This window comes from Streptomyces sp. NPDC002640 (assembly GCF_053592575.1).
The window spans coordinates 242,553-255,563 of record NZ_JBSFVZ010000012.1 but is presented as its reverse complement, the minus strand read 5'-3'; the positions used below and the strand labels follow the sequence as shown (position 1 = coordinate 255,563).

Here is a 13,011-nt window from a genome sequence, read left to right as displayed (position 1 = left end):
CTGCCCTGGACGGCCGTGCCCGTCCTCGTCGCCCCGCTGGCCGGGTTCCTCTCCGACCGCCTGGGCGGACGGCCCATCGTCGCCCTCGGCCTGGCCTTCCAGGCCATCGGCCTCGGCTGGATCGCCTTCCGCATCTCCCTCGACGTCGACTACACGACCCTGGTCCCCGCCCTCGTCCTGTGCGGGCTCGGCATGACCTTCTACTTCTCCCCGACCGCGAACATGGTCATGAGCGCCGTCGCCCCCACCGACCGCGGCATGGCCTCCGGCGCCGTCAACGCCCTGCGCGAACTCGGCGGTGTCCTGGGCGTCGCCGTCCTCGCCTCCGTCTTCACCGCACACGGCGGCCTCACCACCCCCACCGACTTCGAACACGGCATGCTCCCCGCCCTCTGGACCGGCACCGCCCTCATCGCCACCGGCGCACTCGCCGTACTGGTGACACCTCGCCGGCCACGTCCCGCCGGCCCGGTGGTCCAGGAACCGCAGTTGCGGCCCTCCACGGCCGTGTGACGTGGGCACGGCGCCGGGCGGGCAATGCCGCCCGGCGCCGCGTCCACGCGAGGGGAGCCGCTCCCGCCGTCCACGCCGACCACAAGACCCGTCCGAAGGGAGACATCCTCATGACCGCCGACATCCGCGTCCTGATCGTCGACGACCGAGCTCTGATCCGCGCAGGGCTGCGCGCCGTCCTCGACCGGCACGATGCCATCGAGGTGGTGGGAGAGGCGTCCGGCACGGCGGACGCCCAGCGGCAGGCCCTCCGCCTCAGGCCCGATGTGGTCCTCGCCGACGCGGACATGCCCGGCCTGGACGTGCCCGGCCTCGTCGAGGCCGTCGCCGACGGTTTCCGGGACGGCGGGGGCCCGCGCGTCCTGCTGACCGCCCGTGACCACGACGCCGACGTGCAGCGCGCGGTGCGGTCCGGAGCCGCGGGCGCCGTACTCAGCGGGGCGACACCCGAGCAGCTCGCATCCGCGGTCCTGATGGTCGCCGCCGGGTACGGCGTTTTCGCCGCCCCGCCGACGGGGACCGCAAGCGCTCCACGGTGGCCCACGGCGCCGTGCATGGACATGAGCGAGCTTGCAGCGGAGCTGCGGCGGGCGGACGTCCTGACACCGCGGGAACGGGAGGTGCTCCACCTCCTGGCGCAGGGGCTCAGCAACGCCGAGATGTCCGCCGCCCTCGTGCTGAGCGAGAGCACCGTCAAGTCGCACGTGCAGCACATTCTCGACAAACTCCGGCTGCGCAACCGGGTGCACGCGGTGATCTACGCCCACCGGAGCGGGCTGGCCTCCACCGGCGGGTGAAGGCGGGCGGCAGGCAGGCTGGCCGCCCGGCCGGACCGGGACGTCAGGCGAGATTCTCCAGCAGGTAGCCGCGCCGGCTGGCGGTACGCAGCCGCAGCCCGAGAGGCAGCAGCCGCCGCCGGATGCGCATGACGTGCAGGTCGAGCGCGTTACGGCTCGCCGTACCACTGCGCGCGCTCAACAGCCCGAGCAGCTCCTCCCGGGCCACGAGACTGCCGAAGCGCTGCACCAGGGGCCGGAGGAGGTAGGTCTCCGTGGGGGAGACGGCCACCACTTGCGTGCCGTAGCGCAGCAGTCCGTCCTGATCGAGCAGGGGAGCGGAATGCGTGCCGGCGCGGGCCCGCAGGGCCTCGACCCGCACGGCGAAATCCTCCCGCGTGATCGGTGAGCGGACCCAGTCCTCCCGCACGTCCGTCGTGACGGGAGGGGTGGCCCGGTCCTCGACGACGATCATGCGGAGCACCCCTTGGCGCCTGTACCGGTCCAGTTTGGCCACCTCCAAGGGCCAGCGAATCACATGGACCTTTTCCTCCGAGGCGCAGGAGGGTCGGGCCCTGACGTCGTGCATGTTTCTCCTCTTTTCCGGTGGACGACGCGGCCGTGGATCGCGGTGCAGGCGCGGGCCGGAGTCAATTGTGTCGTGCTGCGCATCACTATGCAGCACGGATATCGACTACGGCAATCATCAATTCAGGGGGCGTCCCGGTTCCCGCCCCAAGGCCCCGGATCCGCTCCCCACCTCGCCTCCTCCCCTGGTGAGAGCGCTGCCAGGGTCCTGCTCCCGCGCCTGGTGACGGTCGCACCCCGCCGAACAGGGGAGACCTCCCCCCTAAGTACTATCCGCCAATTCAGCAGTATGTCTGATGTGCGTGCGACCCGGTGCCGATAGGTTTTTCCCGTCGCCGCGAATCGATATTCGTGCGATGAGCTACAGGCTCGACCGTGAAGAATACGTGTCTTCTCCCCGTGGATGGTTTTCCAGGACTCCGTCCGGGGAGAAACAGAAATTCGGAGTAGCAATGCCTCCCGTCAGCGTCAGCAGAATCCGGGGTCGCGCCCGTGGAGAAGTCCCCTCGGACGCGACCACGAGCGGCGAACCGCAGCCCAGGAGTACCGCGCCGACCGTGCGCGCGACGGGTTTCCTGACCGCGCGCCGTGCCACCACGCCTTCGACGGAGGTGTCCGGTGCCGCACTCGCCCGATGACCTGGCCCCCTTCCAGGGGCGGCCCCCGGCGCACCGCGACGACGTCCTGGTGACCGGGCTGGGGGTCACGACACCGCTCGGCGGTGACGTCGACCGGACGTGGAAGGGACTCCTGGCGGGGAACTCCGGGATCACCACGCTCGTCGAGCCGTGGGCCGCCCGGCTGCCGGTCCGTATCGCGGGCCGCATGGCCGAGGACCCCTACGAGCGGCTGGCGCACGTCCAGCGGCGCAGGCTCGACCGCAGTCAGGCCGCCGCGCTGGTGGCCGCGGAGGAGGCATGGTCCGACGCGGGGCGTCCCGGGACGGACCCCGAACGGCTGGCGGTCGTGGTGGGCACCGGCATCGGCGGCGCGCTCACCATGCTGGACCAGCACATGCTGCTCGAGAACCGGGGACAGCGCGCCCTCTCCCCGTTCACCATCCCCCGGCTCATGCCCAACGGCGGCGCCGCGGCGGTCGGCCTGATGCTCGGCGCGAGGGCCGGCACCCACGCGCCGACCAGCGCCTGCGCGTCCGGTGCCGAGGCCGTCGCGGTCGGGGCCATGCTCATCCGCTCCGGCCGGGCCGACGTGGTGGTGGCGGGAGGGACCGACGCCTGCCTCCACCCGCTGTCGCTCGGCGCGTTCGCGCAGATGCGGGCCCTGTCGCTGCGCAACGACGAACCGGACCGGGCCTCCCGGCCGTTCGACCGGCAGCGCGCGGGGTTCGTGATGTCCGAGGGCGCGGGTATGGTCGTGCTGGAACGGGCCGAGTTCGCCAGAGCCCGGCGGGCCAGGGCCCACGCGGTCCTGGCCGGCGCGGGAGTGACGTCCGACGCGCACGACATGACCCGCCCCGACTCGCTGGGGCAGATGCGCGCCATCGACCAGGCGCTGGTGGACGCCGGCCTGAGCGGGCGGGAGATCGGCCACGTCAACGCCCACGCCACCGGGACCCCGCAGGGGGACGTCACCGAGGCCCGGGCCGTGCGCGCCGCGGTGGGAAGCCATCCGGTGGTCACCGCGCCCAAGTCCGCCACCGGTCACCTGCTGGGCGCGTCGGGAGCGGTGGAGGCGGTCTTCACCGTGCTGGCGCTGCGGGACTCGGTGGTGCCGCCGGTGCGGAACCTGGACCAGGTGGCGGAGGACGTCGACCTCGACCTGGTCACCGGTGCTCCCCGCACCGTCAAGGCGACCGCCGCGCTCTCCACGTCGTTCGGGTTCGGCGGGCACAACGTCGTGCTGGCCTTCACACAAGCCTGACCGCCGGCGTCGCCCGCGTGCGGGCGGGCCGCGCCGGATTCCCGGCATCCGCCTCCCCGACCTGGGCGGATGCCGGGAACGGTCACGGAGGACCGGTGGAACCGAAGCCACCCGGTCCTGCGGAGGGGCCGTGCCGGAACCGGCACGGCCCCTCCCGCGCGTCCGGCCGAGGACGGGACGGGACGGGACGGTTCCGCTTCTGCCGCACGAGCCCGCCGTTTCCGTGTCCGGCGACGCGGGAACGACTCGTCGTGTCGCCCACTTCGCCCGAACGGGTGCACTTCTTCCCCCGCTCGCGGCGGTACGGCGGCTCCCTGACCGGATCGGATCCCGTCCGAGGAGTACGCATGACCTCACCGCCCGAGCCGGGCTGCCCCGCTCTCGACACCTCCGGGCGCTCGCTGCACGAGCAGGCGGCACTGCTGCGGTCCTCCGGCCCGGCGGTCCGGGTCACACTGCCGGGGGGCGTCACCGCCTGGGCGGTGACCCGCTACGAAGTGATCAGACAACTCGCCGCCGACGCACGCATCTCCCGTGACCCCGTCAGACACTGGCCGGGACGCCTCGACGTGCCGGACGGATGGCCGCTGGCGGCGGTGACGTTCCAGCAGAACTTCTTCAACGCCTACGGCTCCGAGCACCGCACCCTGCGCGGCAGGGTGGCGCCGTCCTTCTCGCCCCGCCGTGTGGCAGCCCTGCGTCCCCTGATCAGGCAGACGGCGGAAGGGCTCGTCCGACGCCTCGCGGCATCGCAGCCCGGATCCGTCGTCGACCTCCGGGGCGCCTTCGCGCTGCCGCTGACGATGACGGTGATATGCGACCTGTTCGGAGTGCCGGACGCCCAACGGCAGGCCCTCGGCGCCGCGATTGACGGGGCCGCGAACACCAGCCTCGGCCCGGAGGAAAGCCGGGCGGTGCAGGCCGACATCGCGGCCCGCCTGGACGAACTGGTGGCGTACAAGCGTGCTCATCCCGGCCCCGACCTGACCAGCGATCTGCTGCTACCGGCCGAGGGGGAGCAGGTCCTGACGGAGGAGACGCTCAAGGGGACGCTGTTCCTGATGATCGGTGCGGGCTTCGAGACAACGGTGCACCTGATCACCAGCGCCGTGTACGCGGTGCTGAGCGAACCGGCACACCTGTCGGCTCTCCGTTCCGCGAAGGTCGGCTGGCCGGACATCGTGGAGGAGACACTGCGGCACGAGGGCCCCATCATGTACCTGCCGCTGCGCTACGCCGTGGCGGACGTGGATCTCGGAGAAGGCGTCGTCGTCCGGCAGGGAGAGCCGGTGCTCTTCGGCTTCGCCGCCGCAGGACGTGATCCGGAGCGGCACCCGGAGGAGGCCGACCGCTTCGACCCGCTGCGGGCCGACAAGGGCCACCTCGCCTTCGGCTTCGGCCCGCACTTCTGCCTCGGGGCGCACCTCGCGCGTACGGAGGCCGAGACCGCACTCGAGGTTCTCTTCTCCCACCTGCCCCGACTCTCCCTGGCAGACCCGGACGCGGCACCGGAGCGGCTGCCCACCCTCATCCTCAACGGACTCGGCCGACTGCCGGTCGTGCCGCTGCCGGTCACCGGAGCGGCAGGTGGGGCGCCGTCCTGACGCCGGAGGTCCGGGCGGACGGCACCCCCACGTGCGGTGGCAGGCCGACGGGTCAGAGCAGCATGCTGAGGACGGCCGGGCCGGTGAGCTGTGAGAGCCCGCTGCCCGAGCAGGCCGTGAGATCGAGGGCGGGCTTGACGATGACGTTGGTGAAGGCAGCCCCCTGTCCGAGGCCGGCGGTCACCGTCCCGATAGCGGTCACCGTGGTGGTGCCGTCAGCGGCCCGCGCCAGGGTGACGCCGTACTCGGCGGTGCTGGTCTGCCCGGTGTTCCAGTGGTACGTGGACGTGGCGGTGAAGGGCTGCAGCGAGAGGACGCAGCTGTAGGTGCCGGATATGGTCACGCTGCTCGTGCCGCTGCTGACCCCGGTCAGCAGGGAGGAGCAGGTGTAGTTCTCCGTGGACTGCACGCCGGTGGTCTGCGGGGTGTTCGTCAGCGGGGGCGAGTAGGTGCTCGTCTCGTTCCCCTCGCACACGATGTCCACGAGGGAGCCGGACCGGGCCTGTGCCGCCGGCGCCAGCACCAGCGTGGTGGACAACAGGGACACCAGGGTGCACAACCCCACGAGGTAGTGCCGGATCTTCTGCATCGAAGGACGCTCCTTCCTGTTCGGGGATGACTACCGGGTCTGTCTCTCAGACCGGCAGGATGGCGAGTGTCGCCGTGCCGGTGGTGGAGGAGACGCCGGTGGTGGCGCACGCCGACAGATCGAGCTGGGGCTGGACGACCACCCGCGTCGCCGTGCCGCCGACTCCGAGGCCGGCGGTGACGGTGCCGACCGAGGTGACGGTGGTGGTGCCGTCGACGGCCCTCACCGCGTTGCTGACGGTGAAGGTGATCGTGCTGCTCCGGCCGTCGTTCCAGTGGTACGTACGAGTGGCACCGGGATACGAGTTGGCGGTGAGCAGGCAGTCGGCCTCGGAGGTGGCGGAGTACGCCGTGGACCCGCTGGAGACCGAGGTGCTCAACGACGTGCACCCGTAGGTCTCCGTGACGCCGATGTCCACGGTCTGCGGGGTGTTGGTCAACGGCGGGTCGTAGGTGGCCTGCGATGTTCCGATCAGGCAGGCGATGTCCACCCCGCTCGCGTGGGCGGAGGGGGCGGCGACCATCAGTCCTGCCGCCGCCAAGGCGCCGGCGGTCAGGGTGGCAAGTGCGACACGGCCGACGTGCGGCACCGGAACGGAGGTCGGCACTGTGGGCTCCTTCATGGAGTGATGACGAGGTGACGGTCCGGCTGCCCACCGATTCGACGCAGCTGCGGCTGGGGTGGGAGACGCGGTGTCCAGTCAGCGTCGATGCAGCGGGCGGCCTTGTACATGACCCGTCGTGGGGGTGTGCGCTCTCCCCCGGTTGCGCACACCCCGTGTGCGACCCGCCTGCCGGTACGTACCGCGCGCGCCCCGCGCGCCGTACCGGCGCTCAGCCCCGACACCTGTTGCAGCCTTGCGGCCTCAGCCGCGGATGTACACGTCGGTGCAGGCGGGGGCCCGGACCGGGGTGGGGGAGCAGGCTCTGTTCGGGCCATGGGCAGAGTCGCGCGGTCCCTGCGTTCCGGGATGCGGGTGGAGACGAAGGCGTCGCTTCTCCGCCGGCGCTCCGCCGTCCGGCTCGCCCGCCCGGCGCGGCGTCGAGCAGCCCAGGGACCTCGGGGACCGTACTGACCCTCACCGGTGACATCCGCCGGCCGACCGGAGCGAGGCCGGTGCCGCGACCGCCGACGCCGACCGGTCGGTCGTGAAGAACCTGTCCTGCCCGGCGGCACGCACAAGGGGCGGCGGCGGAACCGCCGTCGGATTCTCCCGCGTCAGCGTCCACGAGCGTGATCCAGGTCGGCCTGGGTGAAGCGACTGCCGTGCATCGCGCACCCAGGTCTCCGCCTCCCGGTCACTGCCACCACGTGACCGAGCAGGAGCCGGCCTGCGCATCCGGAGGGCTCCACGCAGCGTCCGCGGCCGGCCGCTCCTGTGCACACCGCCTGGTGAGCCACTGTGGCGCGGTCGCCGGTTCCTCCCCGCCGGACTCGGCCGAGACCCCTTCGTTCGGCCGGTCCGGCTGCTTTTCTCACCCCGTCGGTCGTGCCGGATGGCCCGCCGGTCCACGGTCTGTCCAAGGTGTGACGACAGGGGGACCGGAAGATCGACAAGGAGACGCAGATGCTCGTAACGCACGGGCGCAGCCGCCGCAGCGCCCTGCTCGGCGCGGCCACCGTGATCGCCGCCGGCGCGGTCCTGACCGGCTACGCCGCCACACCCGGCGCCGCAGCGCCGACGCCGGCCGCCGTGGTGACGGGCGGGAGCCCGGACGGCGGCGCGCACGGGAAGGACGTGCCGTGCGGCAAGCCGCCCGTCGAGCTGGAACGCGACGCCCAGGACTTCGTCAACCAGCTCGCCGCCGAGAACAGCCCCCCGCTGTCCGAGCTCGGAGTCGAGAAGGCCCGTCAGGTCCTGATCGATCTCCAGGACGGGCCGGTGAAGAAGCTGCCGGTCGACATCACGAACAAGACCGTCAAGGGCGGCCCCACCGGCAAGGTCTCGCTGCGCATCGTCAAGCCCAAGGGCGCCAAGGGCACCCTGCCCGGTCTCGTCTACGTCCACGGAGGCGGCTGGGTCCTCGGCAACGCCCAGACCCATGACCGTCTGGTCCGACAGCTCGCCCACGGAGCCAACGCGGCGGTCGTCTTCGTCAACTACACACCCTCGCCCGAGGTGCGCCACCCGGTCGCGATCAAGCAGGCCTACCACGCCTCCAAGTGGGTCGCCCAGCACGGCCACACGGTCGGCATCGACGGCAAGCGCCTCGCCATCGCCGGCGACTCGGCGGGCGGTCAGATGGCCACCGCCGTCACCATGATGGCCAAGCAGCACGGCGGGGTGAAGTTCCGCAAGCAGGCCCTGTTCTACCCCGTCACCGAAGCGAAGTTCGACACCCCGTCGTACCAGCGCTTCGCCGAGAACTGCTGGCTCACGAAGGCCAACATGAAGTGGTTCTGGGACCAGTACGCCCCCAGCAAGGCGGCCCGCCAGGACCCGCTGGCGTCCCCGAACAAGGCCACCACCGCCCAGCTGCGCGGCCTGCCGCCGGCGCTCGTCGTCACCGACTCCGACGTCCTGCTCTCCGGAGCCAAGACCTACATCGGCAAGCTCCGCGACGCCGGCGTCAACGTGGAACACCTGCACTACCCGAAGGTCGTGCACGACTTCATGATGCTCGACGCCCTCCGCGACACCTGGTCCGCCAAGGACGCCGTCCACAAGACCGGCGACGCCCTCCGCCACGCCCTGCACCACTGACGCGGGACCGCCGGGCCCGGCCTTCTGCCGCCGACCCGGCGGAAGGCCGTGGGCCCGCCCTCCGACCCCGCTACTTGCCGGAGAGCGGGCCTCTCCTCACGGAGGTCGACATGCGCATCTCTGTGACCTTTGTCATCCTTTTGGGGGAGGATGTGTGAGCTTGCCTGCGCGCCTGCAGTGGCCGGACGCGGGATGCCCGCACCCCGACCCGACCCGACCCGACCCGACATGCACCGCACACCACAGAGGGAGCCGCAATGCCTTTCGTGACGACGCGCGACGGCGTGGAGATCTTCTACAAGGACTGGGGCAAGGGGCGTCCCGTCGTGTTCATCCACGGCTGGCCGCTCAACGGCGACGCCTGGCAGGACCAGCTCAAGGCGGTCGCCGACGCCGGCTACCGCGGCATCGCCCATGACCGTCGTGGCCACGGGCGCTCGACGCCGGTGTACGACGGCTACGACTTCGACACCTTCGCCGACGACCTGAACGACCTGCTCACGCACCTGGACCTCCAGGACGTCACCCTCGTCGCGCACTCGATGGGCGGCGGCGAGCTCGCGCGGTACATCGGCCGCCACGGCACGGCCCGGATCCGTTCCGCCGTGCTGCTGTCCGCGGTGCCCCCGCTGATGCTGCAGGGGCCGAACAACCCCGAGGGCGTCCCGCAGTCCGTCTTCGACGACATCAAGGCGGGCATCCTCAAGGAGCGCTCGCAGTTCTGGAAGGACACCGCGGTCGGCTTCTTCTCGGCCAACCGGGAGGGCAACGCGGTGACCCAGGGCAACAAGGACGCCTTCTGGTACATGGCCATGGCGCAGACCATCGAGGGCGGTGTCGCTTGTGTCGACGCGTTCGCCTCCACGGACTTCCACGCGGACCTCGAGAAGTTCGACGTCCCGACGCTCGTCGTCCACGGCGACGACGACCAGGTCGTGCCCATCGACGCCACCGGCCGCAAGTCGGCCGCCATCATCCCGGACGCCGAGCTCAAGGTGTACGGCAAGGGCTCCCACGGCATCGCCATGGTGCCGGGTGACAAGGAGTACTTCAACCAGGACCTCCTCGAGTTCCTGAAGAAGTGACCCCTGGGCCGAAAGGGACGCGGCGGCGGCCGACGGCCGGTGCCGCGTCCTTCTTCGTGCCTCCACCCGGAGAGGACATCTCCCTCCGTGGCGCGAACGGCTCGCGAGGACGGAGCGGGGACGGCCCGACGAGCTGCCCGCGCAACCGACCCGTCGGCGCTAGACCGGGGCGATGACGAGCGAGTTGACCACGCTGTTCGTCTCGCTCAGCCCTCCGTCGAGACACGCGGTGAGGTCCAGGTTCGGCTCGACGGTCACCCGGGTGGCGGTCTGACCGACGCCCAGGCCCGCGGTCACGGCCCCGATGCTCGTCACCGTGACGGTGCCGTCCGCCGCCCGGACCGCCGTGCTGCTCGCGAAGACGATGGTGCTGGAGGCGCCTGTGTTCCAGTGGTAGGTCGTGGTGACGGAGGTCAGAGGACTCTGCACGGAGGCCAGACAGCTGGTCGCGGGGGCGTAGGCCGAGAAGGTGCCGGATCCGCTGCTCACACCGCTCAGCAGCGACGCGCAACTGAAGTGATCGGTGATCTGCAGGTTCGTCGGCTGGGGGGTGTAGGTCAGGGGCGGCGTGTACGCGGTGTTGCGCGTGCCGGTGACGCAGGTGATGTCCACGGGGGTCGCGGATGCCGGTGCCGCCAGCGCCAGTACGCCGATGGCACCCAGCCCCAGCGCGATGACAGCCGAGACGACGCGACGGTGTTGCCCCGGCTGTTTCCTGTCTCTCATGACAGAGCCCTTCTTCGCTCCTACGGGATGTGCTCCACGCTGTCACCAGTGCGTCAACCCGGTACATGGCCTGTTCGAGCCGGCGCACGCCACGGGTACCGCACCACGTCCTGACGGACCACCCGCGCACGCGGGGCGTGATGTCACGGTGGTCGGCGCCCGCGACGATTCGGGGAGGCCGGGCCTGCGAGGGCTCCTCGACACCCAGGAGGGGCGCCGGGCATGCTGAGGCAAGCCGTCCCGGACCGAGCGCCGGCTGAAGGAGGCTCTCGTGCACACGCCACCGCACCCCGCGACCGGGCAGGCCCGCAGGCTCGCCGAAGCCCTCCTCGCGCCGCACGCACAGCGCGTCGACCAGGAGGGCGTACCCCTCTCCCACATCGACGCGTTGCGTGCTTCCGGTCTCCTCGGAACCAGCGCGCCCACGGCGTACGGAGGGGCGGGCGCGCCCGACACGGTCGCGCGGGAGGTCCAGGAGATCCTGGCCGGCGCCTGCTGTTCGACGTGGTTCGTCCAGACGCAGCACCACACGCCCGTCCGCCTCCTGGCCCGGACGGACAGCCCCGCGCGGGACGGCCTGCTGCGTCCGCTGGCCACGGGAGCACTCATGGCCGGGATCGCTTACGCCCATGTGCGTGCGTACCCTCGCGTCCTGGTGCGGGCCACTCCGCGGGGACGGGGCTGGCGCTTCGACGGAGCGGTGCCCTGGTACACGGGCTGGGGACTGAACGACGTGATGCTGCTGGCAGGCATCAGCGACGAGGCCGAAGTGGTGTTCGCCTTCGCCGACGCGCGGGACCGGCCCGGACTCGAGGCCTCACCGCCGATGCGGCTCGCGGCCCTGTCCGGGAGCCGGACGGTGTCGCTGACGCTGGACGGCCTGTGGCTCCCGGACGCCTCCGTGGTGCTGAGGGCACCACAGGAGACGTGGGCGCGTCACGACGCGGCCCGTGGTGCCAATGCCTCCCCGGCGGTCTTCGGTGTCGCGTACGCCGCCCTGCGCCTCCTGGAACAGGCCCCGGACACGGAGACGTCGAGCCGTGCGCTTCGCGCCCGGCTCGACGAGGTGCGCCGGCGCGCCTACAGCCTCGCGGAGCACCCGGAGCCGGAGGAACACCTCGCGGAGCGCCTGCGGTTGCGGACGCAGGCCTACCACCTGATGCGCACGGCCACGACCGCCGCGGTGGTCGCCGGGGGCGGCCGCACGATGGGCCTCGACCACCCGGCACAACGTCTCGCCCGGGAAGGCATGTTCCTGTTGATCCAAGGGCAGACCACGCAGGCTCGGTCGGCGCACCTGCGGTCGCTCACCGCAGCGGTCGAACTCCCGTGTCCACCGCTGGAGGACGGTCTGTGAGGACGCGCAGCGCGCGCTCTTTACAGGCCTGTCGTGCGGTGCGATTCTGCGGTGCACGGGAACGAACACCGGCGCTGCCGCCGGGTGAGCCTTCCCGGGACGAGGAAGTGCCGCACGTTTCTCGCGTGCTTCACGGCCGGAGCTCGTGCCGACCGGTGATCCACCGCCCGTGCTCCTCGTGCCCAGCCTCCACGCGCAACTCGAGTGGATCGACAGGCTCATCAATCTCCGGCAGACACCTTGCTCTTCGCGGAGACGATACATGTGAGCGACGACTGTTCCGCAGTGCGCGTGCCGCCCGGACTGGCCGGAGTGACATCCGAGGGCGACACCGTCATATCCCACTTCCGTGAGGCGGGGGAGAGGACGTACCTCTTCCGTCTCCGTATTCCGCCGGGACACCCGTACTTCGGTGATCGCGGAAGCCGGGAACTTCCCCACGACGCGCTTCTGGTACGCACCGTCGTGGAGCAGTGCGCCTACGCCTCCCTCCAGTCCGCCGACCTGCTCCGTGACACCGAGGTGCCGCTGAACACCATGTCGAGCAGCCGGCTTCTCGTCGCGGGCCCCGTGCTCGACGAGGCCCCGCACGATCTGGTCGCGAGGTGCCGGGTCGATCCGCTGAGTGCCTCCCGCAGCGGACGCACCCGCCGGGTGAAGGCGTCCTGCGTCATCACCTCCACCACGGGCGGGGGAACGGTCGCCGTCGGTGAGACGCTGGCCGGCGTCATGGAGCGGCGTCTCTACCGGGCCTGGCGCGGTCCCTCGGTCACCCGCGCCGGCAACCTCCACCACCCGCCACGGGGCGCGGCGGATGCCGTACGCGGCGTCCGTGCGCGGTCGGAGAACCAGGTCCTGACGGACCTCGACCGGGGGCCGGACGGCCGCGTCGACGCGCTGCTGCGGCTGCCGGCCCCGCACCGTTACCTGTTGCCGCCGCCCGCGGACCACGTGACAGGCCGCCTGTTCGCCGAAGCGACGCGGCAGATGGTTCTCGCGGGAGGTATCCCCCGGGCCACCGTGGCGGCGCTGCGGCTGGAGTTCCGCCGCCTGTGCACGCTGGACGGTACCGTGCGGATCGAAGGCGCCGCCGTCCCCCGGGCGGGCGCCGCCATGTGGCAGGTGCACTTCCGCAAAGCGGGGACGACCGTGTGCGTCGCGACCGCCGAAACGCTGGGGTGACCCTGC

The 13,011-nt window shown here is 71.6% G+C and carries 12 protein-coding genes; 8 read left to right on the top strand and 4 right to left on the bottom strand.

Annotated features, from left to right (window positions below; genetic code table 11):
- Together ACWD3O_RS18590 and ACWD3O_RS18585 are read left to right on the top strand one after the other, a co-directional pair.
- A partial coding sequence (locus ACWD3O_RS18590; protein ID WP_451416591.1) for an MFS transporter occupies window positions 1-513 on the top strand: 513 nt, incomplete at its 5' end.
- 110 nt (window positions 514-623) lie between these two features.
- Complete coding sequence (locus ACWD3O_RS18585; protein ID WP_451416590.1) at window positions 624-1,310, top strand: LuxR C-terminal-related transcriptional regulator; 687 nt, start codon at window positions 624-626, stop codon at window positions 1,308-1,310.
- Between the two features lie 43 nt (window positions 1,311-1,353).
- Here the strand turns inward: ACWD3O_RS18585 and ACWD3O_RS18580 are convergent, their stop codons facing one another.
- Window positions 1,354-1,764: a winged helix-turn-helix domain-containing protein gene (locus ACWD3O_RS18580; protein ID WP_451412500.1), complete on the bottom strand. Its 411-nt coding sequence runs from the start codon at window positions 1,762-1,764 to the stop codon at window positions 1,354-1,356.
- Window positions 1,765-2,495: 731 nt separating this feature from the next.
- Here ACWD3O_RS18580 and ACWD3O_RS18575 point away from each other — a divergent pair.
- Window positions 2,496-3,758 carry a beta-ketoacyl-[acyl-carrier-protein] synthase family protein gene (locus ACWD3O_RS18575; RefSeq protein ID WP_451416589.1) on the top strand — a complete coding sequence of 421 codons (1,263 nt, stop codon included), beginning with the start codon at window positions 2,496-2,498 and terminating at the stop codon, window positions 3,756-3,758.
- A gap of 347 nt (window positions 3,759-4,105) precedes the next feature.
- Complete coding sequence (locus ACWD3O_RS18570; RefSeq protein WP_451416588.1) at window positions 4,106-5,362, top strand: cytochrome P450 family protein; 1,257 nt, start codon at window positions 4,106-4,108, stop codon at window positions 5,360-5,362.
- A gap of 52 nt (window positions 5,363-5,414) precedes the next feature.
- On the opposite strand, the gene ACWD3O_RS18565 is transcribed toward ACWD3O_RS18570, so the two are convergent.
- Window positions 5,415-5,951: a hypothetical protein gene (locus ACWD3O_RS18565; RefSeq protein ID WP_451416587.1), complete on the bottom strand. Its 537-nt coding sequence runs from the start codon at window positions 5,949-5,951 to the stop codon at window positions 5,415-5,417.
- 46 nt (window positions 5,952-5,997) lie between these two features.
- Window positions 5,998-6,573 carry a hypothetical protein gene (locus ACWD3O_RS18560; RefSeq protein WP_451416586.1) on the bottom strand — a complete coding sequence of 192 codons (576 nt, stop codon included), beginning with the start codon at window positions 6,571-6,573 and terminating at the stop codon, window positions 5,998-6,000.
- Between the two features lie 945 nt (window positions 6,574-7,518).
- Between ACWD3O_RS18560 and ACWD3O_RS18555 the strand changes: the two genes are divergently transcribed.
- Together ACWD3O_RS18555 and ACWD3O_RS18550 are read left to right on the top strand one after the other, a co-directional pair.
- Complete coding sequence (locus ACWD3O_RS18555; RefSeq protein WP_451416585.1) at window positions 7,519-8,655, top strand: alpha/beta hydrolase; 1,137 nt, start codon at window positions 7,519-7,521, stop codon at window positions 8,653-8,655.
- A 257-nt stretch (window positions 8,656-8,912) separates the two neighbouring features.
- Window positions 8,913-9,740 (top strand): alpha/beta fold hydrolase, encoded by an 828-nt coding sequence (locus tag ACWD3O_RS18550; protein WP_451416584.1) that lies wholly within the window; start codon window positions 8,913-8,915, stop codon window positions 9,738-9,740.
- 159 nt (window positions 9,741-9,899) lie between these two features.
- On the opposite strand, the gene ACWD3O_RS18545 is transcribed toward ACWD3O_RS18550, so the two are convergent.
- A complete protein-coding gene (locus ACWD3O_RS18545; RefSeq protein WP_451416583.1) occupies window positions 9,900-10,466 on the bottom strand; it encodes a hypothetical protein in 567 nt (188 codons plus the stop codon).
- 271 nt (window positions 10,467-10,737) lie between these two features.
- On the opposite strand from ACWD3O_RS18545, the gene ACWD3O_RS18540 reads away from it, so the two are divergent.
- Both ACWD3O_RS18540 and ACWD3O_RS18535 read left to right on the top strand, forming a co-directional pair.
- On the top strand, window positions 10,738-11,823 hold the full coding sequence (locus ACWD3O_RS18540; protein ID WP_451416582.1) for an acyl-CoA dehydrogenase family protein: 1,086 nt from the start codon (window positions 10,738-10,740) through the stop codon (window positions 11,821-11,823).
- A gap of 312 nt (window positions 11,824-12,135) precedes the next feature.
- Window positions 12,136-13,005: an AfsA-related hotdog domain-containing protein gene (locus tag ACWD3O_RS18535; protein ID WP_451416581.1), complete on the top strand. Its 870-nt coding sequence runs from the start codon at window positions 12,136-12,138 to the stop codon at window positions 13,003-13,005.
- The last annotated feature ends 6 nt before the right edge of the window (window positions 13,006-13,011 follow it).

Bases quoted from the DNA above. Each gene is read 5' to 3' on its own strand.
- ACWD3O_RS18560 (WP_451416586.1), bottom strand. From the start codon at position 6,573: ATGAAGGAGCCCACAGTGCCGACCTCCGTTCCGGTGCCGCACGTCGGC.
- ACWD3O_RS18555 (WP_451416585.1), top strand. From the start codon at position 7,519: ATGCTCGTAACGCACGGGCGCAGCCGCCGCAGCGCCCTGCTCGGCGCG.
- ACWD3O_RS18550 (WP_451416584.1), top strand. From the start codon at position 8,913: ATGCCTTTCGTGACGACGCGCGACGGCGTGGAGATCTTCTACAAGGAC.
- ACWD3O_RS18545 (WP_451416583.1), bottom strand. From the start codon at position 10,466: ATGAGAGACAGGAAACAGCCGGGGCAACACCGTCGCGTCGTCTCGGCT.
- ACWD3O_RS18580 (WP_451412500.1), bottom strand. From the start codon at position 1,764: ATGATCGTCGTCGAGGACCGGGCCACCCCTCCCGTCACGACGGACGTG.
- ACWD3O_RS18565 (WP_451416587.1), bottom strand. From the start codon at position 5,951: ATGCAGAAGATCCGGCACTACCTCGTGGGGTTGTGCACCCTGGTGTCC.
- ACWD3O_RS18585 (WP_451416590.1), top strand. From the start codon at position 624: ATGACCGCCGACATCCGCGTCCTGATCGTCGACGACCGAGCTCTGATC.
- ACWD3O_RS18570 (WP_451416588.1), top strand. From the start codon at position 4,106: ATGACCTCACCGCCCGAGCCGGGCTGCCCCGCTCTCGACACCTCCGGG.